Source organism: Microcoleus sp. D3_18_C4, from assembly GCF_036702355.1.
GTDB lineage: Bacteria > Cyanobacteriota > Cyanobacteriia > Cyanobacteriales > Microcoleaceae > Microcoleus.
Window position 1 is genome coordinate 1 of record NZ_JAUBTF010000075.1, and the last position, 23,102, is coordinate 23,102.

The 23,102-nt window shown below is 46.8% G+C and carries 19 protein-coding genes and 1 pseudogene; 3 read left to right on the top strand and 17 right to left on the bottom strand.

The features are described from left to right. Nucleotides 1–408: 408 nt before the first annotated feature. From hypE to QUA90_RS30570, 16 genes and pseudogenes are all read right to left on the bottom strand, one after another. Nucleotides 409–1,473 (bottom strand): hydrogenase expression/formation protein HypE, encoded by a 1,065-nt coding sequence (hypE, locus tag QUA90_RS26240; protein ID WP_333448312.1) that lies wholly within the window; start codon nt 1,471–1,473, stop codon nt 409–411. 18 nt (nt 1,474–1,491) lie between these two features. Further along, nucleotides 1,492–2,628 carry a hydrogenase formation protein HypD gene (hypD, locus tag QUA90_RS26245; protein WP_333448313.1) on the bottom strand — a complete coding sequence of 379 codons (1,137 nt, stop codon included), beginning with the start codon at nt 2,626–2,628 and terminating at the stop codon, nt 1,492–1,494. Nucleotides 2,629–2,632: 4 nt separating this feature from the next. Further along, nucleotides 2,633–3,679, bottom strand: a complete 1,047-nt coding sequence (locus tag QUA90_RS26250) for a dihydroorotate dehydrogenase-like protein (RefSeq protein WP_333448314.1) — start codon at nt 3,677–3,679, stop codon at nt 2,633–2,635. 226 nt (nt 3,680–3,905) lie between these two features. Next, complete coding sequence (nifJ, locus tag QUA90_RS26255; RefSeq protein WP_333448315.1) at nt 3,906–7,580, bottom strand: pyruvate:ferredoxin (flavodoxin) oxidoreductase; 3,675 nt, start codon at nt 7,578–7,580, stop codon at nt 3,906–3,908. A gap of 73 nt (nt 7,581–7,653) precedes the next feature. After that, nucleotides 7,654–8,289 (bottom strand): M48 family metalloprotease, encoded by a 636-nt coding sequence (locus QUA90_RS26260; RefSeq protein ID WP_333448316.1) that lies wholly within the window; start codon nt 8,287–8,289, stop codon nt 7,654–7,656. Between the two features lie 263 nt (nt 8,290–8,552). Further along, nucleotides 8,553–8,798 carry a HypC/HybG/HupF family hydrogenase formation chaperone gene (locus tag QUA90_RS26265; RefSeq protein WP_333448317.1) on the bottom strand — a complete coding sequence of 82 codons (246 nt, stop codon included), beginning with the start codon at nt 8,796–8,798 and terminating at the stop codon, nt 8,553–8,555. Then, entirely contained in the window at nt 8,776–11,256 is a 2,481-nt protein-coding gene (gene hypF / locus QUA90_RS26270; protein ID WP_333448318.1) for a carbamoyltransferase HypF, read from the bottom strand. Before hypF ends, QUA90_RS26265 begins: the two co-directional genes overlap by 23 nt. Next, a complete protein-coding gene (hypB, locus tag QUA90_RS26275; protein ID WP_333448319.1) occupies nt 11,250–12,146 on the bottom strand; it encodes a hydrogenase nickel incorporation protein HypB in 897 nt (298 codons plus the stop codon). Before hypB ends, hypF begins: the two co-directional genes overlap by 7 nt. Nucleotide 12,147: 1 nt before the next feature. Then, nucleotides 12,148–12,489, bottom strand: a complete 342-nt coding sequence (gene hypA, locus QUA90_RS26280) for a hydrogenase maturation nickel metallochaperone HypA (protein WP_333326566.1) — start codon at nt 12,487–12,489, stop codon at nt 12,148–12,150. A gap of 90 nt (nt 12,490–12,579) precedes the next feature. Next, nucleotides 12,580–13,074 (bottom strand): hydrogenase maturation protease, encoded by a 495-nt coding sequence (locus QUA90_RS26285; protein ID WP_333448320.1) that lies wholly within the window; start codon nt 13,072–13,074, stop codon nt 12,580–12,582. 69 nt (nt 13,075–13,143) lie between these two features. Then, entirely contained in the window at nt 13,144–14,580 is a 1,437-nt protein-coding gene (locus QUA90_RS26290) for a Ni/Fe hydrogenase subunit alpha (protein WP_333448321.1), read from the bottom strand. Between the two features lie 63 nt (nt 14,581–14,643). Continuing rightward, a complete protein-coding gene (locus tag QUA90_RS26295; protein ID WP_333448322.1) occupies nt 14,644–15,192 on the bottom strand; it encodes an oxidoreductase in 549 nt (182 codons plus the stop codon). Beyond that, nucleotides 15,180–15,896 (bottom strand): bidirectional hydrogenase complex protein HoxU, encoded by a 717-nt coding sequence (gene hoxU / locus QUA90_RS26300; protein ID WP_333448323.1) that lies wholly within the window; start codon nt 15,894–15,896, stop codon nt 15,180–15,182. The genes QUA90_RS26295 and hoxU overlap by 13 nt, the downstream gene beginning before the upstream one ends. A 7-nt stretch (nt 15,897–15,903) precedes the next feature. Continuing rightward, nucleotides 15,904–17,532: an NADH-quinone oxidoreductase subunit NuoF gene (gene nuoF, locus QUA90_RS26305; protein ID WP_333326577.1), complete on the bottom strand. Its 1,629-nt coding sequence runs from the start codon at nt 17,530–17,532 to the stop codon at nt 15,904–15,906. An 85-nt stretch (nt 17,533–17,617) separates the two neighbouring features. Next, entirely contained in the window at nt 17,618–18,172 is a 555-nt protein-coding gene (gene hoxE, locus QUA90_RS26310) for a bidirectional hydrogenase complex protein HoxE (RefSeq protein WP_333448324.1), read from the bottom strand. Nucleotides 18,173–18,684: 512 nt separating this feature from the next. Continuing rightward, nucleotides 18,685–18,837, bottom strand: a pseudogene (locus QUA90_RS30570) (transposase); the annotation flags it as partial. 130 nt (nt 18,838–18,967) lie between these two features. Between QUA90_RS30570 and QUA90_RS30575 the strand changes: the two are divergent. Continuing rightward, a complete protein-coding gene (locus tag QUA90_RS30575; RefSeq protein ID WP_445300143.1) occupies nt 18,968–19,066 on the top strand; it encodes a TPR end-of-group domain-containing protein in 99 nt (32 codons plus the stop codon). A 255-nt stretch (nt 19,067–19,321) separates the two neighbouring features. After that, entirely contained in the window at nt 19,322–20,002 is a 681-nt protein-coding gene (locus QUA90_RS26315) for a Uma2 family endonuclease (protein ID WP_333448325.1), read from the top strand. Between the two features lie 161 nt (nt 20,003–20,163). Here QUA90_RS26315 and QUA90_RS26320 read toward each other — a convergent pair whose 3' ends face one another. After that, a complete protein-coding gene (locus QUA90_RS26320) occupies nt 20,164–21,432 on the bottom strand; it encodes a transposase (RefSeq protein ID WP_333326585.1) in 1,269 nt (422 codons plus the stop codon). Between the two features lie 460 nt (nt 21,433–21,892). Here QUA90_RS26320 and QUA90_RS26325 point away from each other — a divergent pair, with 460 nt between their 5' ends. After that, nucleotides 21,893–23,095, top strand: a complete 1,203-nt coding sequence (locus QUA90_RS26325; protein ID WP_333326587.1) for a tetratricopeptide repeat protein — start codon at nt 21,893–21,895, stop codon at nt 23,093–23,095. The last annotated feature ends 7 nt before the right edge of the window (nt 23,096–23,102 follow it).

The window sequence follows — 23,102 nt, forward strand, 5'->3', positions numbered from 1 at the left end:
CACTTTACCCTCGCTCTCGCGAGCGCATAACCCAGGCTACGTCAAGTGCCATCGATATATTCAGCAAGCCCTAACTAAGTGTCCTTGATTCTGATGAAGACGATGGCTAGTTTGGCCGCAGCGTGGGAAATCGCTGTTTTCTTTGATAATTTAACGGTGAAAATTAATGTTTCTGCCGTTTGTATTTCATTTTATACTATTACCATAGGTAAATTTAGTATATTGTCATTAACCTCTTCATAATTTATTTTTTCACACTTTTTCTGCACATTCCATTAACATTTGAGCAGCGGTAACTATCGAAGACCCGACGTATTTTCTATGTTTACTTATTTTAACAGAGTTGGGTTTTTTCTCACCTACTTACTTAGTCATATCAGTGAGCTTCCCTTCTCAACTTAACTGGAATCAGCAAATTCTAGGAAGCTGTTCACCGCTCAACATTTCCAGAAGGCGATCGACTCCAATTTTGCTGTTGAGAATTACAGATTTAGCGGGTTGCTCTCTCACCTCACCGATCGCACAAGCTGTTTTTGCGTCTCCTCTCTTTCCCTGATAAACCTCCATAATCCCCCGTGCTCGTTCTGCATCGGAAGATGGGACAAATGCGATGAATCGTCCTTCATTTGCAATATATAGGGGGTCGAGTCCCAAGAGTTCACAGGCTCCGCGAACATCCTCACGCACAGAAATTTTTCGTTCGTCAATGTTTATCGCTACATTTGCTGCTGATGCGATTTCATTCAGTGCACTGGCTAGCCCACCTCGCGTTAAATCCCGCATACAGTGAATTTCGATGTTCGCACTCAGAAGTTCACCCACTAAATCTGCTAGAGAATCTGAATCACTTTCAATGGTTGTTTCAAACTCCAATCCTTCACGCACTGCCATAATGGCAATTCCATGTCTGCCAATATCTCCACTCAGAAGAATGATATCCCCAGGTTGAACTGAAGTGGGATTAATTCTCTGGTTGTGTTCGAGAATGCCAACACCTGCGGTATTGATAAAAATACCATCTCCTTTTCCGCGATCGACCACTTTAGTGTCACCAGTCACAATCTTGACGTTGGCGGAATCAGCAGCTTGTTTGATAGATTGGACAACGCGCCATAGCGTTTCCATCGGCAGTCCTTCTTCTAGAATGAAGCCCAAGCTGAGATAGAGTGGGCGTGCGCCTGCCATTGCTAGATCGTTGACTGTGCCATGAACTGCTAGCGAACCAATATCACCACCGGGAAAGAATAGAGGACGCACAACATAGGAATCAGTGGTGAAGGCGATGCGATGACTAGAGAGCGACAAAACAGCGGCATCATGTTGAACATCGTTTGGTGAGCCGAAAATCGGCAGAAACATCTGCTCAATCAACTGATGCATCAATCGCCCACCGCCACCATGTGCGAGGAGTATGGTTGGGTACTGCTGAATTGGAATCGGACACGATAGGGTAAAGTTTTTAAGACCAGTCATGATGAATGTATGCCAAAGCTAGCTGAGGGTTACTGGCGATCGCTGTCGATAACGGTAGTAGGCAGCGCAGGCTCCCTCGGAGGAAACCATCGGTGCCCCTAATGGATGTTCGGGAGTACAGCGAGTGCCGAAGGCTGGACAATCATGAGGTTTACGGATGCCTTGAAGGATGAGTCCGCTGATACATTCGGAGGGAACAGGGGGATGGGGAGATGGCGAGATAGGGAGGAGTCCTTTGTTGTGAACATCGAAGGCGGCATAGTGTTCGCGCAGTCCTAACCCGCTTTGAGAAATCTCACCCAAGCCACGCCATCCGCGAGGGACAACTTCAAACACGTCCAGGATGAGATGCTGTGCTGCTTCATTGCCCTGCCTGCGAACCGATCGCGCATACTGATTTTCAACTTCTGCTGTGCCCTCTTCCAGTTGTTTGATGCACAAGTATATTCCTTGCAAAATGTCAATAGGTTCAAATCCCGTGACTACAATTGGAACGCGATACTTGGGCGCGATCGCTTCATACTCTCGATACCCCATTACCGTACAAACGTGCCCTGCCGCCAGAAAGCCCTGCACCTGGCACGTTGGAGAGGATAAAATCGCTTCCATTGCTGGAGGAACAAGCACATGAGACACCAGCAGTGAAAAGTTGGTCACTCCCTGTTGCTGAGCCTGATACACTGCCATTGCGGTTGCTGGGGCGGTTGTTTCAAACCCAACTGCAAAAAATACAACTTGCTTGTCAGGATTGTTTTGGGCGATTTTCAGGGCATCCAATGGAGAATAAACCATGCGGACATCGCCACCCAATGCTTTAACTGTGAGTAAATCAGAGGGAGTAGAGGCGGCATCGCTAATCGCCGATCCCGGTACGCGCAGCATATCTCCAAAGGAGCAAAAGATAACGTTCGGTAGGGCAGCTAGTGCGATCGCTTCATCAATAATCTCAGCCGATGTGACGCAGACGGGACACCCCGGCCCATGAATTAAGGTGATTGTTTTGGGTAAAAGAGTATCAATGCCAAATTTAACAATTGAGTGAGTTTGTCCTCCACAGATTTCCATGATGCTCCAGGGACGGGTGGCGATGGAAGCGATCGCGTCCGCATACTGCTGAGCCAGTTGGGCATCCCGATATTCGTCAACAAATTTCATCCCTTCAATCCTCCTGCTGATAAACAACATAAGCCGTCTCAGCCAGTACAGGAGGTTTGGGCGTGTATGTTTGAATCGCTTTCATGTACTGCACCCGTTCAAACTCACTAGGATTCGGGCAGTAACACTGGCTCATGATGCCTTGCATTTCACGGACGGAAGTGTAATCGTGTTCTTGCATCCACTGCCGTAGTTCCTGTTCAATCTCCTGGAGATGGTTAATCCCATGCCGCAACAGAGCACTCACAATCATTGTCACTTTTGCTCCTGCCATTAGCATTCGCACCACATCAACCCCTTTCTGAATGCCGCTTGTTGCTGCAAAATCAGCACCAATGCGCCCATACAAGATGGCAATCCACCGCATCGGCAAACGCATCGCTTGAGGGGTACTCAGAAGAACGTTGGGTCGCACTTCCAATTCTTCCACATCAATGTCCGGCTGGTAGAAGCGATTAAATAACACCAGCGCATCTGCTCCTTCCCTCGTCAACTGATGCGCCATATTCGCTAAATTGGTGAAATAAGGGCTGAGTTTCACGGCAACCGGAATTGTCACACTTGCTTTCACTGCCTTGAGAATATCCAAATATTGCTGCTCGATCGCTTCACCTGTTAGATGAATTTCGGTAGGAATGTAGTAGATGTTGAGTTCTAGTGCATCTGCTCCAGCTTGCTCAATTTGACGGGCGTAGTTTGTCCAACCTCCTAGACTCGAGCCGTTGAGACTGGCAATGATGGGAATATTCACTCTCTCTTTGGCTTTGCGAATATGCTCTAGATAAAGCGCAGGCCCTACATGAAAAATTTCGGGTTCAGGAAAGTAGGTCAGTGCTTCAGCATAGCTTTCGGTACCCTGTTGCATATGGTGGTGCATTGTCAACATTTCCTGCTCAATTTGCTCCTCGAAGAGTGAGTGCAGGACGACGGCGGCAGCTCCAGCATCTTCCATTCGCTTGATATTATCGATATCTTCGGTTAGAGGAGCGGCTGCACCAATTACCAGGGGCGATCGCAATTCCAATCCCATATAAGTTGTGGTTAAATTCATGCCCATTGTCTCCTTCAGATAGAGTTTTGAACTAGGGTGTGTTTTCAATCCCTTAGATCCCCCCCAGCCCCCCTTAAAAAGGGGGGAGAACTAGAGGAAACTGCGCTGTTAACATCACGAGGGGAACAGGAGTTAAAGTCCCCCTTTTTAAGGGGGATTTAGGGGGATCGGACAGCGTTTCGCATCCTGTGCAATGTGTACACAGTAGGCCGAGCGAGAAGAGGATCTATTGTGCAGTGGAAGGTTCGGATTGCTGGCTCGAAGTGGAACCAGCATCGGTTTGCCCGTCGTGATGCCCGTTGGGTTTGCCCTGGTGCTGTGCAGCCAAGTACTGATACATTTGCCAACGAGTATTGACATCCGCTTGAGCGAGTTCTACTAACCGTTTCGCATCTTCTGGTTTAGTGCGAGTTAGCATCTTGAAGCGGTTTTCGCTGTACATCGCCTGTTCAACCGATATCTTGGGCGATCGCGAATCCAAAATCAGTGGATTTTCACCCCGTTCAGTCCGACGCGGATCGTAACGATAGAGCAACCACCGCCCCGATTCGACTGCCGCCTTCTGCTGCTGCATTCCCGTTGTCATATCAATGCCGTGAGCAATGCAGTGCGAGTAGGCAATAATTAACGAAGGGCCATTGTAAGATTCCGCTTCCAGGAACGCTTTGAGCGTGTGTTCATCCCGCGCTCCCATCGCGACACTGGCAACATAGACACTGCCATAGGTCATTGCCATGAGTCCCAAATCTTTCTTGGGTGCAGGCTTACCTCCGGCGGCGAACTTCGCAACCGCACCTCTGGGTGTGGCTTTGGACATCTGCCCACCTGTATTGGAATACACTTCTGTATCCAACACCAGAATGTTGACATTGCGACCACTAGCAATGACGTGATCGAGTCCGCCATAGCCGATGTCATAGGCCCAACCGTCACCACCAATCAGCCAGACGCTCTTTTTGACTAGGTAATCGGCGAGGGATTTTAGAGTTTGGATTTTAGATATTAGATTTTGCTCTCCCTCTAACTGATTGCACCATTCCTCTAGGTGTTGTTTGAGGATAGCTACCCGTTCGCGTTGCTCGACGATATCGGCTTCGTCCTTTTGTTCTGCATTGAGAATGGCGGATGCTAAGTCAACCGGAATTGGGGAACTGCCATTCATACTGCTCGATAGCTCTTGCAGGAGTTCTCTGGCATATTCCATTTGCTTGTCGATCGCGACTCGGAAGCCTAAGCCAAATTCTGCATTATCTTCAAATAGTGAGTTTGACCATGCCGGCCCGCGCCCTTCCGCATTGTGCGTCCAGGGGGTTGTTGGCAAGTTACCCCCATAGATAGATGAGCATCCTGTCGCATTCGCCACTAACATATGATCGCCAAATAGTTGCGATACCAGTTTGACGTAGGGCGTTTCACCACAACCCGCACAGGCACCGGAGAACTCAAACAACGGTTCCTGCATCTGTTGCTGAGCAATCTTGTGCAAATTCAGTTTGGTGCGATCGGGGTTCGCTAAGTTGAGGAAGAAGTCCCAGTTTTCCCGTTCCTGTTCTCGCAAGGGTAACTGAGGAGCCATGTTAATCGCTTTCTTCCTGGGTTCGGCTCTGTTCTTTGCCGGACAAACATCGACACAAATCCCGCAACCCGTGCAGTCTTCAGCCGCCACTTGAATGGTAAATTTCAGGTTCGTCCAATCATGGTCTCTGGCATTCGCACTCTTAAACGTTTCCGGTGCATTGGCGAGTGCTTCTGGTTCATATACTTTGGAGCGGATTACGGCATGGGGACACACCATCACGCATTTGCCGCACTGCACGCACACATCAGCATCCCACACTGGAATTTCCTGGGCAATGTTGCGCTTCTCCCATTTCGAGGTACCACTGGGATAAGTGCCATCAATGGGCATAGCACTCACTGGAAGATCATCTCCCTGCCGTGCCATCATCTTGCCGAGTACGTCTCGAACAAAAGCTGGGGCAGTATCGGGAACCGGGGAGGGCGATTCTTCTACCTGAGTGGGAATAGCAGATTGTTGATAATTCTGATACTCGACTTCGTATAGATTATCCAGGGTGCAATCGACAGCTTTCAAATTCATTTCAACAATCGCCTCACCCTTCTTGCCGTAAGTCTTGCGGATGGATTGCTTGATGCGTGCGATCGCTTCTTCACGAGACAACACGCCAGCAATGGCAAAGAAACAAACCTGCATCACGGTGTTGATGTGCCTGCTCATGCCTGTCTCACGCGCCACCTCAGAAGCGTTAATCTCGTAGAATTTCAACTGCTTCTCAACAATTTGCGCCTTCAGACGCTCTGGTAATCGCATCCAGGTTTCTTCTGGATTGTAGGGACTGTTGAGCAAAAAGATAGCTTCCGGTTTTGCAGCATCCAGCAGATCGAATTTCTCGACAAATTCCCACTGATGGCAAGCGACAAAATTCGCACTGCTAACAAGGTAAGTTGAACGAATCAGTTCTGGACCAAAACGCAAATGGGAAACCGTAACAGAACCCGATTTCTTGGAATCATAGACAAAGTAACCCTGAGCATAGTTGTCTGTTTCTTCGCCAATGATTTTGATCGAGTTCTTATTTGCGCCCACTGTCCCATCGGAACCCAAACCATAGAAAATTGCTCGCACTACATTATCGGGTTCAGTGGAGAAGCTGGGATCGTAGTTCAATGATGTATGGGTGACATCATCGTAAATGCCAACGGTGAAATGATTTCGTGGCTGGTCACTTGTCAAATTATCAAATACAGCCTTCACCATTGCAGGGGTGAATTCTTTAGACGATAGACCGTAGCGACCCCCGACTACCTGAATATCCTGACGGTTGCTTTCAACTAGCGCACTCAGGATATCAAGATATAATGGTTCACCCGTGCTGCCTGGTTCTTTCGCGCGATCGAGTACAGCGATCGCTTTTACACTTTCGGGCAGTGCCGCAACAAATTGACTGACACCAAATGGTCTGTACAAGCGAACTTTCAGTACACCTAGTTTTGCACCGCGAGCATTCAGGTAATCCACCGTTTCATGCACGGTTTCACAACCCGAACCCATCAATACAATTGCTTGTTCCGCTGCTGGATCGCCGTAGTATTCGTAGAGTTGATACTGTCTCCCTGTTAGTTGTGCGAATTCATCCATCGCCTGCTGTACGATACCTGGACAAGCGTTATAGAATGGGTTAACCGTTTCCCGCGCTTGGAAATAAACGTCCGGATTTTGGGCTGTACCGCGAATCACTGGGCGATCGGGTGTCAAGGCGCGATCGCGATGCGCCAGAATCAGTTCATCCGGAATGAAAGCGCGTAAATCGTCATCGGAGAGCAGTTCCACTTTTTGAATTTCGTGGGACGTGCGGAAACCATCGAAGAAGTGGAGGAAGGGAATACGAGATTCCAGTGTGGCACGAGTAGCGATCGCCGCTAAATCTTGCGACTCTTGCACCGAGGCTGAACAAAGCAACGCGCAGCCCGTTCCTCGGACTGCCATTACATCACTGTGATCGCCAAAAATCGAAAGTCCCTGTGCAGCTAGCGATCGGGCCGCAATGTGAATCACCGCAGACGTTAGTTCACCCGCAATCTTGTATAAATTGGGAATCATCAGCAGCAAGCCTTGGGAAGCCGTAAACGTTGTAGTCAACGTTCCCGCCTGCAACGCTCCATGAACCGTTCCGGCTGCGCCTGCCTCACTTTGCATTTCCACAACCGAGGGAACAGTTCCCCACACGTTAGGCTGTTCAGCAGATGACCAGGCATCCGCCCATTCCCCCATCGTTGAAGCCGGTGTAATAGGATAAATTGCGATAACTTCACTGAGTCGGTAGGCAACGCGAGCAACAGCTTCGTTACCGTCTATCGTCACAAAAGTTTTTAATAGCATTGCCCAATCCTCTTTTTGTGGTTACAGGCGTTCAGTTTGTTCGTTCTTAGCAAGCTGACATCTTGCACCTATCTCAATAAGCTTCGTTCGTGTAGGGTGAGAAGTGCCTCGGACACCCTAAAAAGCTAGCAATAGGGTTGGTAGGCAAAGATATGCCTGCTGTAGCGCGTAACAAATTACCAATGAAGCCCAGATAGGGTGTAATTACATCTGTTAGCACCTGAACTAGCGTATGGTATATAGCGTGATCAGCAGCAATTTGTCCGTATTCGTGCCCAATTACAAAGCAGGCTTCTTCTTTAGAAAAAAACTGGCACAGCCCAGGCGAAATATAAACTAAGGCATATTCATCTGTCCCTACAGTGTAGGCGTTAAAAAAGTCACCACCTTGCCTCGTGACTGCATGGGGCATGGGGATTTCGAGAGTTTTTGCACAATGAGACAACACCTCGAACAAGTCAGGGAAAGATTTTTGATCGATAAAGACACTACTAGCCAGTTCATGCCCAAACTGTAAGCTGACTACAGCATCCATAGCCTTGTTAATGACAGTTTTGACTGCTGTAGAATTCAATGTACGAATAATCCATTGGTCTACTGGATTTGCGTACACAGGTGCGGCGGGTATGCCCAATAGCCTACCTGTGGCAGAGTGCTGAATGTATCCTTGGAAACCTAAAACAGTTTGGTCTAAGTATTTGAGAACCATTTTCTTTACTTTTTTAAATTGATGAAATTTTATCTTATACTAATAAGTTATCACACTTGCAAAGTATACTCTTTTAATTAAGGCTAAAATTTACTTTTCTTAACTCTATGTGATGGACAAATAATCTATTCATAAAAAGGCAATAAAATTAACACTAAAATTTACTTTTCTTAATTGTAGGCGATGAACAAATCATCTCTTCACATACAGTCAATAAAACAACAATATTATTGTTTTATTGACTGTATGTTAACTGGCGATGGTTAAAATTGAAACTGATTCAAATAAGTTAAAGTTTGTTCTGCTTCTTCGTGGTCAACAATACTGAGGGCAAAACCCACATGTACAATCACGTAATCACCAATTTTTACCTCTGGCACATAGGCGAGGCTAACTTCTTTGATCATGCCGCCAAAGCTGACTTTACCTGTGCGCCACAGCGAGGAGTTTCCATTGCGCTCTGAATTTTCCTCAATACCGATTACTTTACCGGGTACGGCAAGACACATTTTCACGCCCTCCTGATTGATTTTGCAAAGCTCGTAATGCAGCCATAATTTGTCCAGCCGCAATGCCTCCGTCATTGGTTGGAATTCGGTGATGCCAATAAACTGAGAAACCCTCTGTATTGAGTCGATCGACAGTATGTTCTAGTAAATAACGATTTTGAAAACAACCGCCCGTTAACACAATTTGTTCAACACCGACTCGGTTAGCGATCGCCACCATTCCCTCGATTAACGTGTTGTGAAACTTTGCCGCAACGATTTCTTGAGAAATCTGCTCGTGAATGTCATCGAGAATGGCATTGAGCATGGGTGAATAATCGAGAATCATAGGAGAGTGTACAGGACACAGCACCTCATACGGATAAGCTTGATGCGTCTTGAAGCCATTAGTTGCAAACTCCAGTTGCATCGCGGCTTGCCCTTCAAAACTGGCTTGCTGACATAGCCCCAACAAGGCAGCGATCGCATCAAACAAGCGTCCGGCACTCGACGTTTTTGGAGTATTCAACCCTCGTTGCAACATGGTCTGCAAGACTTTAAGTTCTTGCTTTGAGAAGGATTGAAGAGGGGCTAACTCCGACATCTCAAACGCCCGATTTCCAAAGCATTCGTAGAGCAATCCCAACGCGCATCGTCGAGGTTCTTTGACTGCCTGTTCCCCTCCAGGTAATGGGAACGATCGCAGATGAGCCGTTCGTTCAAATCCGTTTGCTAGGATGTTGAGAAACTCACCTCCCCAAATCGTCCCGTCTAAGCCATAACCCGTTCCATCCCAGGCAATTCCCAACACGGGGGGTTCCAGTTGATTGTCCACCATGCAAGATAGGACATGAGCATAGTGATGCTGCACTGGAATTACGGCTGTAGAAGTACGAAAGGCAGATGGCAGATGGCAGACGGCAGAAGGAAAGCGTTTCTGTTCAGTTGCCCCAGTTGCCTGCTTGCTCTCTGCTTTCACTTCAATTAAAGCATTGGCAAATTGAGTCGAGTAGTAGTCTGGATGAGCATCACAAGCGATCGCAGTGGGATGAACCTCATAGATATTAAGTAGATGGTGAATTGCTTCTTGAAAGCGATCGATTGTTGATAAATTATCGAGATCGCCGAGATGCTGGCTCATCAAAATTTGATGATTGAGATACAGCGCAACGGTATTTTTTTGATGAGCGCCAACAGCGAGGATGACGGATGAATTATGAGAGGTTGATTTCGATGGCGGTGTAATTGGAAAGGGAGCATAGCCTCTGGCACGACGCAGAACGATTGGTCGATCCCAAACCACCCGCACGATGGAATCGTCAACAGGACGAGCGATCGGGCGATCGTGAACTAAGAACAAATCGGCAATATCCTGTAATCGGTTCAGCGCATCCAATTCATCCGTACAAATCGGTTCGCTAGAAAGATTTCCACTCGTCGCGACAATCGGAAAACCGAGTTCTGACAGCAAGAGATGATGCAACGGCGTGTACGCTAGCATCACCCCTAAATAGGGATTGTCTGGAGCAACCGAGGGAGCAATTGTAGATTTGAGATTTTGGATTTTGGATTGAAGAAGAACAATCGGTGCTTCGGAAGAACACAGTAATTTTTCTTCCTCTTCAGAAACCTGACAGTGTTCGCGGATTAGCTCTAACGAAGGATACATTAACGCAAGGGGCTTATCAGGTCGCCGTTTGCGATCGCGGAGCGCCCTTACAGCAGTCTCATTGCCACCATCCACAACCAGATGGAATCCGCCTAATCCCTTAATTGCCAGAATTTTACCCTGACGAATAGCATTTGCCGTTTGCTGCAGTGCCTCATCATGGCTTGCTAACGTCTTACCTTGACGATCGCAAAGTTCTAAATGGGGCCCACAAGTCGGGCAAGCGTTTGGTTGAGCGTGAAAGCGTCGATCCAGAGGGTTCTCGTACTCTGCATGGCACTCCGGACACATTTGAAATCGCTGCATCGTGGTGTTAGGGCGATCGTAGGGAAGCGATCTCAAGATGCTGAAACGAGGGCCACAGTGCGTACAGTTGGTGAAGGGATAGCGATAGCGACGGTTGGCAGGATCGTCAATTTCGTGCAGACAGGCTGGACAGGTTGCGAGATCGGGCAGAATCAGTGCCGATTTAGGAGTGGCGATTGAGGAATCAGCCGCATCTGATGGACGAATTTCAAAATCGGTGTATCCTACGAGGCTGATCCACTGAGTTTCTATGTGCTGTAAAAAGGCATGGGGCGGTTTGTCTTGATCCAGTCGTTTCTGGAAAACCTGAAGCTGTTCGATAGAACCCTCAATATCGATCGAGACTCCGCTATCGGTATTTTTCACCCAGCCCACAACCCCCACGTCTTTTGCTAAGCCGTAAACGAATGGGCGAAAGCCGACTCCCTGCACAATGCCTTCTACACTCAAGCGCAGCCGACGTTTGGTTGAGTTTTGTATAGACTCTGATACTGTGGTCACCATAGCCGCTTCTCCTGATGACTTGCACAGAGTCTTGAATTGGCAGTTTCCAGGTAGCTATACCAGGCTTCCATTCCCTGTCCAGTTCGAGCAGAAACTTCAAAGAGTGTTGCTTGGGGTGCGACGCGCTGAATGTTAGCAATAGCCGATTCTCTCTCGAACCCCACGACTTCTGCAATGTCAATTTTGTTAATCAGAACGACATTTGCCGTTTTGAACATTGTGGGATACTTTAAAGGCTTATCCTCACCTTCCGTCACGGATAGCAACACAACTCGCATCGCTTCGCCTAAGTCATAGCTAGCCGGACAGACTAAGTTACCCACATTTTCAATAATCAACACATCCAGAGCATCTAGATCGAGCTTCTGCATTGCCCGTGACACCATATCTGCTTCTAGATGGCACGCATTCCCGGTGGTAATTTGCACGGCGGGCGCACCAGCACGGCGTAAGCGTTGAGCATCATTGTCTGTTTCTAAATCACCCACAATCACACCAATTTGTAAGGGGTGTTGCAGGGATGTTAATACGCGACTGTTCAAATCCTGCACCATTCGCTCAATCAGTGCTGTCTTCCCCGAACCGGGCGAGGACAGAATGTTGAGTGCCAGCACCCCTTTTGCCTGAAAATATCCCCGATTGCGTTCTGCTAAGCGATCGTTTTTCGACAACAGGGATTCATGAATAGCAATGGTGTGTGAAATGTGCGATCGCTCATGCGGATCGTGATGATTACCTACTCCATTACCTATGAAATCCTGGTGAGGATGTTGATGCTCATCTTGGCGATCGTGAGAATGAGAATGTTCGTGCAGATGGGAATCTTCGTGATGAGTAACCCCATCAATCGCAACTGCTCCAACCTGGCTGCAACCACAATCTTGACACATACTAAGAAACCTCCAGCGAAGTAAGTTCGAGTTCTCTACCCTGACGGATTTCAGTGCAGAATTGATGGCACTCAGGACACTCGTAAATCCAATCATAAGGTTGAAATTCACGTTGGCAATTTGGGCAATAGCAAATGGCTGGAATGGAATCAATGCTGAGTTGGGCGTGTTCAGCAATGGTTCCCTGTGTCACAACATCAAAGGCAAAGGCTAAAGCTTCTGGCTCCACTCCCGACAATTGACCAATACGTAGTGTCATGCGGTCAATTTGAGCTGCACCCTCACGTTTCGCATACTCCAGAGCAATATCTAGTGTGTTTTGCATGATGCCAACTTCGTGCATATCAATTAGGAAGTGAAGGGGAAAAGGAAAAGGGGCAGTATCAAATAGTTTTCATGATAATCTCCTTTTGAGTTGGTTAAAACTCAGTTTTCAAAGGGTTTTATCATAAGTAGTAATCCTTCTGCTGCTCTGTTGAGAAACCAGTTGTTTAATCTTTACTAAAGCCAAGTCAACGTTCTTTCGTGTAACGGGAGAAAGGGTTTCTCCAAAGGAAAAGTTAACGGCTGGAATCAAAATTTGGTAAGCAGTAGGAATAGCTTTATACAGGGAACAGGTTAAAGCAAGCATCGATCGCGGATCGGCATAGTGTCCTGTAAAGCTGGCTGCATAATTTGGTCTGAGTTGTTCGATTTTGACCTCTGATAGTGTTGTAGTAACCACATCTACAAAAATGACGGTCTTCGCCTGTGCGATCGCTTCAGCTAAGTCTGGTGTAAGCTGATGTACAGCGAGCGATCGCACATGATTAAAATTCCACTGGGCAACAGTTTCGGCAACCTGATAACCTGCTCCATCGTCCCCCCGAATTGTGTTACCATAGCCAATGATGAGATAGCTAATTTTTTTGTTGTCAGTAATATTCAAAAACTACCTCCTTTGCTTACTCAGCGGTTCAGATTCTCGACTGCTCTAAAGAAGTCGGGAATCTCGTCTTCAGCCTCTAGAAATTTCGTTCAATATCGTTCCATCTGGTGCAACCAGTTGAACGTGTAAAGGCATTTGACCAGCCGCATGGGTGGAGCAAGATAAACACGGATCGAAGCAGCGAATTCCTGCTTCAACACGATTTAGCAAGCCTTCGGGAATTTCATTGCCGTTGCTATTGCCATGAATATATTGTTTGGCGATTTGAGCAACAGTTTTGTTCATTGCTAGGTTGTTTTGTCCAGTCGCAATGATCAGATTGACCTTTTCAATCAAACCATTTTCATCAACTTTGTAATGATGGAACAAAGTACCGCGTGGTGCTTCGCTAACTCCGATCGCTTCGAGTTGATTCACCCCACCATGAGCGCGAATTCGATTGGATAGAATATCTGGATCGTCCATGAGCGCTTGGATTTTCTCCAAACAGGCCAGGATTTCAATCAATCGAGCATAGTGGTAAAGGAATGAAGACGTGGCAACCCCACCAGAGCGATCGCGAAACTCATTTAACTCCCGATCGGCGGCTTCTGTACCGATGTAATTACACACATTGAGTCGAGCCAGTGGCCCAACTCGATAGATGCCATCGGGATAGCCTAATGGCTGGTAGTACGGGAATTTCAGGTACGACCATTTCTCAACGGCTTCGCCTAAGAATTCCTGATAGTTATCTTCGCTCAGGTTGTCAGCAATAATATTGCCTTGACTATCAGTAAAGCGGAGATGCCCACCGTAGTGTTCCCATTCACCATCCTTGTCAACAAGTCCCATGAATAACGAAGGGAATTCACCAAAGATGTTCACTTCATCTTTGAGTTGACCATCAATCATGCCTTTGAATAGCCCCAAAGCCAGATTGATAGTTGCCAATGATTCGGGCAAGCGATCGCAAATCCACTGTCTGCTTTCTTCCGAAAGAGGCGATCGCACCCCTCCCGGCACCGTCCAAGCCGAGTGAATCTTGCGTGCGCCCAAGAGTTCGATGATATTTTGTCCAAATTGCCGTAGCCGGATTCCAGCTCTTGCCAGATCGGGATTGGCTTCAATCAAACCAAACACATTCCGTTTGGCGGGATCGCTATCCCAGCCCAACAAGAAATCGGGACTACTGAGATGAAAGAATGAAAGGGCATGAGATTGAGTAATCTGTGCCAGGTTCATCAATCGTCGCAGTTTCTCTGCAGCAATCGGAATTTTAACTGCCAGAATTTTGTCCCCAGTCTTCGAGGATGCTAGCAAGTGACTCACCGGACAAATGCCGCAAATCCGAGCAGTAATGCCTGCCATGTCTGTGAAAGGTCTGCCTTCACAAAACTTTTCAAATCCCCGATATTCCACGACATGAAACCGAGCATCTGAGACTTCACCCGCCTCATCCAGAAAAATTGAGATTTTAGCGTGTCCCTCAATGCGTGTAACAGGATCGATGACAACAGTCTTCATAGCACCTCTCTCTTCTAGTGGGCTGTCAGTAGTCCGTTTTCATTTGCACCTAACCATCAACCATTACCCAAACTTAATCATGTCTCGCCCTTCCATGCGGGGTTTTTCCCATTTGAGCAGAGGTTCAAGGGTTGCTCGAATGCGCTCAGCCGATGGCGGACATCCTGGCATATAGATATCAACTGGAACAACCTGATGCACGGGCAAGACGCGATCGAGCAATTCCGGTACAATTCCTGGCTCGTGAGGCAGTTGCCGCCCCGTATCTGCCAATTCGATATAAGCGCGTTTGAGGACGGATTCAGTGCCCCCCAACATATTTCGCATACCAGGAATGTTTGCCGTGACGGCACAATCCCCAAAGGAAATTAGGATTTTGGTGCGTTGTCGGACTTGGTGGATGAGTTCCAAGTTGTCTTCGTTGGCAACGCCTCCCTCAACCAGACAAACATCGACATTTTCGGGATAGTCCTTGATATCCGAGCCAACGGGACTGTATACCACATCCACCTGCTGAGCGAGTTCAATCAACCACTCGTCTAAATCCAAAAACGACATATGGCACCCGGAACAGCCTGCTAACCAAACAGTTGCAAATCTTATCTTGTCCATTCTTTGTTCTCCCGTGCCCTCACCAAAAATTCCAGCTTGTTGCGATCGCGTTCTTTCTCGCCAGTTGTTTCGCCTTTACGGAAAATCGATCCAGTGGGACAGGCATCGACACACTTCCCGCAGGAGGTACAGGCATCCACTGCGCCCCAAGGTTGATTCAATCCAGATACGATGTAACAATTCTCGCCCCGTTGTGCGACATCCCACACATGGGCTCCCTCAATCTCATCGCAGACGCGCACGCAACGAGTACAGAGGATGCAACGATTGTGGTCGATACTAAATAGCGGATGGGAATTATCGACTTTGCGATCGGGGAAACGATACGAGAAGCGAGAATGATCCATTCCCACTTCAATGGCAACATCCTGCAACTCGCAATTACCATTCGCTACACAAAAGGAGCAGACATGATTGCCCTCGGCAAATAGCAACTCAACCACCATGCGACGGTAGTCTTGCAGCTTGGGGGTGTTGGTAGAAACTTCCATCCCCTCAGCTACCTGAGTGACGCACGCAGGCAACAGCTTCGGTGTTCCTGCAATTTCTACCATGCACAGACGGCAAGCTCCGATATCTGTGACACCATCAAGGTGACATAGTGTAGGAAGGGCAACTCCAGCCTCTCTTGCCGCTTGCAGGATGCTTGCGCCCTCTTCGATCGCCACATCAATCCCATCAATTTTGAGCGTTTTGACAGACATACACACCTCACGAAGATTGCGAAACGGTGACTTTGCCGTTGTGTTCGACTGGAGATTGCAGCAAATCCAAATACTCTTGTTTGAAGTATTTCAACGTGCTGAGTACAGGATTTGGAGCCGTTTGACCCAACCCACACAGGCTCATTTCCTTAACCATGTAGCAGAGGGCTTCTAGCTGATCCAAGTCTTTCTGCGTCGCCTGGCGGTTCGCGATCTTATTCAACAGCTCATAAAGCTGAACCGTTCCCGCACGGCAAGGAATGCATTTACCACAAGATTCATCCCGGCAGAATTCCATGTAAAACCGAGCAACTTCCACCATGCTGGTGTCTTGATCCATCACAACCATCCCGCCCGATCCCATCATGGAACCGACAGCCATGAGCGAATCATAGTCAACTGGGGTATCCAGTAACGAGGCAGGAATACAACCACCGGAGGGGCCGCCTGTTTGTACCGTCTTTACTACTCCATCGGGAATCCCGCCTCCCATTTCTTCCACAATTTCTCGCAGAGTGATTCCCATCGGGACTTCAATCAATCCGTTGTTACGAATCTTCCCAGTCAGGGCAAAAATCTTGGTTCCTTTACTTTTTTCAGTGCCGATACTGGCATACCAAGCCGATCCCTGACGAATGATGGGAGAAATATTGGCAAAGCTTTCCACGTTATTGATCAAGGTTGGACATCCCCACAAGCCTTTTTGAGCTGGGTAAGGGGGGCGAGGACGTGGGCTACCTCGTCCGCCCTCGATCGATTGGATTAAAGCTGTTTCTTCACCGCAGACAAATGCTCCGGCACCAATCCGAATATCAACTTTGAAATCGAAGGGAGAGTCAAAAATTTGTGTGCCGAGGAGATTGTACTTCTTGGCTTGTTGAATTGCCTTTTGCAGGCGTTCAATGGCTAGGGGATATTCCGCTCGAACGTAGAGATATCCATGATTGGCGCCAACGGCATAACCGGCGATCGCCATGCCTTCTAAGACTAAATGGGGATCGCTCTCCAAAACGCTGCGATCCATGAATGCACCGGGGTCGCCTTCGTCACCATTGCAGATGACGTATTTCTGATCTCCCGATACTTTGGCCACCGTTGCCCACTTGAGCCCTGTGGGATAGCCACCGCCACCCCGTCCCCGCAAGCCACTCTTACTGATTTCCTCTACAACTTGGGCAGGGGTCATGTCATAGATGGCTTTATACAAGGATTGATAACCACCAACGGCTATATATTCCTCAATCCGTTCTGGATCGATTTTGCCGCTATGTTCCCGCACAATCCGCATTTGTCGAGCAAAAAAAGGATGCTGGGTATCGCCTTGGATGGGTTTGGCTGTCCCGCCATTGAGAGCATCAATGATGCTGGCGGCTTCTTCGGGCTTAACTTCTTCGTAGAGCGTGTTATTGGGTTCAATTTCTACTAGGGGGCCTCGTCCGCAGAACCCCATGCAACCTACACCAATGACTTCAACGCGATCGCTCAATCCGTGCTCTTTCACTGCGGTTTGCAGATTGGCTTGCACACCCAAAGAATTGGCAGCACGGCATCCCGTCGATGTACAGCAGTTGATACGAATGCTCTTTTGGTGCGAGCGCTCCTGCTCAGCAATTTCCAATAATTCTGTTAAATTCATACTGAACCTATCTCCTCTCCGTTACGGCTTATCTGGGTTAGGTTATTCTTTCAATTCCAAGAGGCTAGGATATGGGGGCTTTAGGTCAGGCTTCCCAGGTGCGAATACGAGCCAGTACGGTTTCCGGCTCCTGTTTACCTGCCACAGTGCCATCGAAAACAACGGCTGGAGCAATACCACATGCTCCCAAACAGCGAGCTGCTATTAGTGAAACGTTGCCATCTGGAGTTGTCTTGCCCCTTTCGATCCCCAGTTCTTTTTCCAATGTTTCCATTACTTTATTGCTACCTTTGACGTAGCACGCTGTTCCCAAGCAAACGACGCAGGTGTGAGCACCACTGGGTTTGAGAGAAAACAGGTGATAGAACGTTGCAACTCCGTATACTCGACTCAATGGCAGTTTTAGCCCTCTGGCAATGTAGATCAGGACATCTTCTTCCAGATAGCCAAAGGCTTCCTGTGCCTTATGCAGCACTTCAATTAAGGCATCTGGTTTGTACTGATTCCGCTTCATGGTCATATCCAATGCTTTAAAGCGGCGATCGCCACTGGCATGACTCTTGGCAGAAGGAGATTTCGCAGGGGATGCAACGCCAGCAACGGTCGAACGGGGTTGGTCTTGAAGAGGTGGGTAAGGCATATTAATTAACCCTCAATTACAGCAACTTCAACCTTTTGTAATAATCCCTAATTAAAATTTAAGCTCCTTAGAGGCTTGCTACTTTTGCAACATTTGTATTGCTTAACTTTCTTTGCTACAAACTTTTAGCCTTCTAAACCTATCTTATGATGTGACAAGTCATGAAGTGAGAAATCACATAAATTTCTTCACAACTTGTCATGACTTTTCCCAGGGGAGCACTTCATGCCAAATCCGCTATAATAGCCCGCTTTTTCTTTCCAGTCGTAGACACGCTCCGCCGGAGCATCTTCCACAGATTGGTGATAACGGGCATCCAGGGGAATCGCCAGCTAGAGCTAGAGCATCGGTTCAGTAGGCGGTCTTGACAAAACAGACTGGAAATGATATGTGAATTGAGAAGCCTGTTAAATTCTCACAATCAGGAAGAAGAAAGAAACCTTATGCGTCCTCCCTTATGGCATCCTCCAATTGAACTCTCGGCTCTCCTGAACTTATGGTTATAAGTTTATCTAATGAGAGAAGCAAGCTAATACGGGAATTTTAAAGTTATTAAAATTAGACAAGCCATATCCTTGCTGCATTATCAACTTAATTCGATTGTTGATTCCTGACATAACTCCACTTGTTGTGCAATTCCGTAAGTAGTTGCAAATCCCCTCAAAATGATTTTTTAATTATGATGCAAATCTCAAAAATACTTCTGCATGATTTAGCCATTTCATAATTGATTTTTTCACACTTTTTCTGCACATTCCATTAACATTTGAGCAGCGGTAAGTACCGAAAAACCAAATTGAGCCAGCGATTCATAATTTGCAGCAAGCCATCAATCTGAATCCTGAGAAATACCGAGAAATGGCAAAAACGGACTCGGCTTTTGACAGCATTTGATCGCATACTCGGTTTCAAGCCCTGATTCAAAGATAGATAAACAGAGTCCAGATTTCCTGGCTAAATCTGGATTATATAAAGCTTACAAGCACTTTCAAAAATAGTACAATTAAACTTAAACGACTTACAGGCTCAGACGAAAGAAACCGGGTTTTTGCCGAATCTGCGAGCTGTAAGGCGTCTTTTCGTAAAAAACCCGGTTTCTGGCCACTCATGCGTAAGTCCTGAATTAGATACTTCTCGGAGACAAACACTATGCAAGTCACAACCGAAGAAATCATTTATCCTTCCAGCGACGGTCAACCAATGGCAGAAAGCACAATTCAATATGAATTAATTGTCAAAATCAAAGAAGGTTGCGAATCGCTGTTTAAAGATGACCCAAACGTTTTTGTAGCCGCCGATTTACTGTGGTATCCCGTTGAGGGCAGACCTGAGATTTCTCAAGCACCTGATACAATGGTGATATTTGGCAGGCCAAAGGGCGATCGCCTTTCCTACATACAATATCGAGAGGATAATATTGGCCCTCAAGTCGTCTTTGAGATTCGCTCCCATAACGACAGCAACACTAAAATGAATAAAAAACTTTCATTTTACCAGCGTCATGGAGTTGAGGAGTATTACCTTTACGATCCACAAAGAAATGAGTTGGAAGGTTGGCAAACATTTGAGGGCAATTTAGAAGTTATTGAGCCGATGGAGGGATGGATTAGTCCGAGATTAGGTGTGCGATTTGAGTTGGGAGAAGATGGGTTAGAAATTTATCGGCCTAATGGAGAAAAGTTTCTTTCCTATGCGGAATTAGAAGAAGAGAGGTTATTAGATCGTCAGCGCCTACAACAAGAATCTCAAAGGGCCCAACAAGCAGACCAAAGAGCTCAACGTTTAGCTGCTAAACTGCGCGAATTGAACATCGATCCAGATAGCATTTAACGAATAAATGCTAAGAAACCTGGTTTGTTTGAGAAATCGGGTTTCTGGCGATCGCGGTTGTTTGTGGTTTTAAGGTAATCCTGTCAGCCCGATCGCCCTTTCCTCTTTTCTACGCAGTCATATAAAAAAATAGTATTAATCTATAGCTGGTAAAAGTATAGTCATTTATAGGCATGGGAGGCTTCAAGTCCCTCCCCCTTCACTTTTACTTTGAGCGGATTAACCCGCCTCGGCTGAACTACGCAGCTCCCTATCCCATCGCTGAAGGCATTTGGGATTGCTTTTCTGAGGATATTGTACGCTGCATTCACATCGGAATTAATTAGCTGACCAACCGATGTTTTGTACAAACCCCGCTTAATTCGCTTACCAGTAAACACAGGCTCTTTTTCGGTTTTTCCATAAACAGGAATTGGGTCTAAACCTAAAAAACTGGAGCGAGATGTGTAGGATTCTTCCTGCACAATTACATTGATTCCCGCCAACCGAGCTTTGTACTCCAACATTTCAATTAATCGAGAGTGAGGAATACTAACAAAGTTTTGGTTGGTTTGCTTCCCTAGATCAATTTCTGTTTTCCACTGCGCGTTCTTGCCAATTACTAGCGTCCCAATCTGCTTGGTGAGCAAAAGGTTAATAATTAGACGGCTAGCATGATGCAAATAATTATCAACTTTTTGGTGGCGACAGCGGGTTAAGCGCTGAATGCGAGGCGAAGTTTTTCGACTTCCTTTTAACTGGGATTGCAATCGTGCTTTCCGCTTGTTGTAGAACTGGTTGATCGATTTCAATGGTCGCCCGTTAATCAACAAAGGGATAAATCCCGGTTGATTTGAAGTTAACGCCACTAAATTATCCAGTCCTAAATCAATACTAGCTACAGAATTAGCGTTGCCAAGGGTGGACTCCGGTTCATCATAAATTACCTCAATTACATAGGAATCACATTTCGGAACCAGCCTAACTTGGCAAATCTTATCGGGAGCGACTTTGGTTTTGATTAAAAGTTCAGTACCCGAAAGTTGAATGATTCCTTTCTTCAACTGTTTACTGCTAATTGCTTGAATCGTGTAGACGAGAATGTTTCGCCCTTTAGTCTTATCTTTGTACTTTGGCAATTTTGGGCTACCCGTGAATCTTGAAGAGTCAGCTTTGTAAGCTTTAACGGCTTCAAAAAACGCTTTCCAATTCTTGTCTAGCACCATCAAGATTTGCTGACTTACTTTAGCAGGCAAAGCCTTGTATGCTTCATGAGACTTCATCAATCGGTTCATTTCGTTATAACTGACATAACCCCATCCATAAATAAAGCTTTGACGAATGACGTAATTGGCGGCATTGTAGAGGTTTTTGGACTTGAAAGCTAGTTCGTCTATTTGGGCGAAACGGTGTGACGTTGATTTAATGATGTGCCTCTCTGTTAGTTGCATTTGAGACTTGCGTTTTTTGGGCTATGCGTATTCCTTGTTCAACACTCACAACAATAGAATACCATTATTGTTTATAATTGCTTATACAATACTTCGGACAGTTTTAGATATAGTTGAGTGTCCGAAACCATTGCTGGCTATATGCTGGACTATTTTTTCAAGGTTTAAGTTCAGCGCTAAGTTTCAGAAAATGCGTAAAAAATGGCAGGGCTTCCTCGCCCTCGGCTTACAGGGCCATTAAAAAACTGTCCGAAGTATTGTTATAAACTCAATGAAGTTTTACAATACCTACAAATCCAAGCTCTAGAATTATAATGAAAAAAATTGAAAAAGTCCCCAAATTCCTGTAAAATTGCCCTAAATAACCAAATAATATCGATCGAAAGCACTCACAGGCGAAAAAGATCGCATATAAAAAAGAAAAGAATCAATTAGACAGAAAATAAAGAGGTGAAACCCCTTGCAAAAATTAGCCAGCATAGAAAAGCCGATCGACTCAGGGGAAAAATCCATAGCAGTCAACACCCAAAAGGCTCAAACATTTTACGATCGCGGCAACGCCCTAGAAGCAATGGGACGATTCCAAGCAGCGATCGAATCTTGGGAAGAAGCGATCGAACTTGAACCAAAATTTTATGAAGCCTGGTACAACCAAGGCGTAGCCCTCAAAAAAATGGGCCAGCTAGAAGAAGCGATCGCAGCCTACAACAAATCCCTACAAATCAAACCAAACAATCCCGAAGCGTGGTATAACCGCGCCAACGTTTTGCGGAAGCTCAATAGACTCTCAGAAGCGATCGCATCCTACGAAAAGGCGATCGAACTCAACCCCAGCTACCCCGAAGCTTGGACGAACCGCGGCAACACCCTCGTCAGCTTAGAGAAATTATCAGAAGCGATCGCATCCTACGAGAAAGCTATAGCAATCAAACCAGACTACTGCGAAGCTTGGTACAACAAAGCATTTGCCCTGAGAAAATCCGACGAAAATACAGCCGCGATCGCCTCCTACGACAAAGCGATCGAACTCAAACCAAATTTGCATCAAGCTTGGTACAACCGCGGTTTAGCCCTAGCCGATGAAAAACTCTACCCGGAAGCCGTCGCCTCCTACGACAAAACCCTGCAACTGCGGCCGAATTCCGCCGAAGCCTGGAACAAACGCGGCAAGGCGATCGCCCAAATGGGACAATTTGAATCAGCGATCGCATCCTGGGACAAAGCCCTCGCACTCAACCCAAACGACAGCGAAACCTTTTATAACCGCGGCTTAGCCTTCGCAAACTTACAACGCTTGGAAGAAGCAATAGCCTCTTGGGACAAAACCCTAGAGTTGCAGCCAGACAACACCGAAGCCTGGTACAACCGCGCCGTCGCCCTCAAAAAAATTCAACGATTTACCGAAGCGATCGCCTCCTACGATAAAATCATCGCACTCACACCCGACGATCCCAACCTGTACTATCAAAAAGCTTGCGTGTACGCCCTGGAAAAACAAACAGGCGAACTCACAAACAGCCCCGAACTTGTAGCTACAAGCATCCGGCTGGCGATCGAAAACTTGTCCAAGGCGATCGAACTCAATCCGCATAAATACCGGAAATTGTGCAAAAATGACTCTAAATTGCGTACAATACGGGAAGAAGTGCGGTTTTTAGCTTGATTTCAGG

Bases quoted from the DNA above. Each gene is read 5' to 3' on its own strand.
- QUA90_RS26315 (WP_333448325.1), top strand. From the start codon at position 19,322: ATGCAAGTCACAACCGAAGAAATCATTTATCCTTCCAGCGACGGTCAA.
- QUA90_RS26290 (WP_333448321.1), bottom strand. From the start codon at position 14,580: ATGAAGACTGTTGTCATCGATCCTGTTACACGCATTGAGGGACACGCT.
- nuoF (WP_333326577.1), bottom strand. From the start codon at position 17,532: ATGAATTTAACAGAATTATTGGAAATTGCTGAGCAGGAGCGCTCGCAC.
- hypA (WP_333326566.1), bottom strand. From the start codon at position 12,489: ATGCACGAAGTTGGCATCATGCAAAACACACTAGATATTGCTCTGGAG.
- hypD (WP_333448313.1), bottom strand. From the start codon at position 2,628: ATGAAATTTGTTGACGAATATCGGGATGCCCAACTGGCTCAGCAGTAT.
- QUA90_RS26265 (WP_333448317.1), bottom strand. From the start codon at position 8,798: ATGTGTCTTGCCGTACCCGGTAAAGTAATCGGTATTGAGGAAAATTCA.
- hypF (WP_333448318.1), bottom strand. From the start codon at position 11,256: ATGGTGACCACAGTATCAGAGTCTATACAAAACTCAACCAAACGTCGG.
- hypB (WP_333448319.1), bottom strand. From the start codon at position 12,146: ATGTGTCAAGATTGTGGTTGCAGCCAGGTTGGAGCAGTTGCGATTGAT.
- QUA90_RS26260 (WP_333448316.1), bottom strand. From the start codon at position 8,289: ATGGTTCTCAAATACTTAGACCAAACTGTTTTAGGTTTCCAAGGATAC.
- hypE (WP_333448312.1), bottom strand. From the start codon at position 1,473: ATGACTGGTCTTAAAAACTTTACCCTATCGTGTCCGATTCCAATTCAG.
- hoxU (WP_333448323.1), bottom strand. From the start codon at position 15,896: ATGTCTGTCAAAACGCTCAAAATTGATGGGATTGATGTGGCGATCGAA.
- QUA90_RS26295 (WP_333448322.1), bottom strand. From the start codon at position 15,192: ATGGACAAGATAAGATTTGCAACTGTTTGGTTAGCAGGCTGTTCCGGG.
- hoxE (WP_333448324.1), bottom strand. From the start codon at position 18,172: ATGCCTTACCCACCTCTTCAAGACCAACCCCGTTCGACCGTTGCTGGC.
- QUA90_RS26250 (WP_333448314.1), bottom strand. From the start codon at position 3,679: ATGAATTTAACCACAACTTATATGGGATTGGAATTGCGATCGCCCCTG.
- QUA90_RS26320 (WP_333326585.1), bottom strand. From the start codon at position 21,432: ATGCAACTAACAGAGAGGCACATCATTAAATCAACGTCACACCGTTTC.
- nifJ (WP_333448315.1), bottom strand. From the start codon at position 7,580: ATGCTATTAAAAACTTTTGTGACGATAGACGGTAACGAAGCTGTTGCT.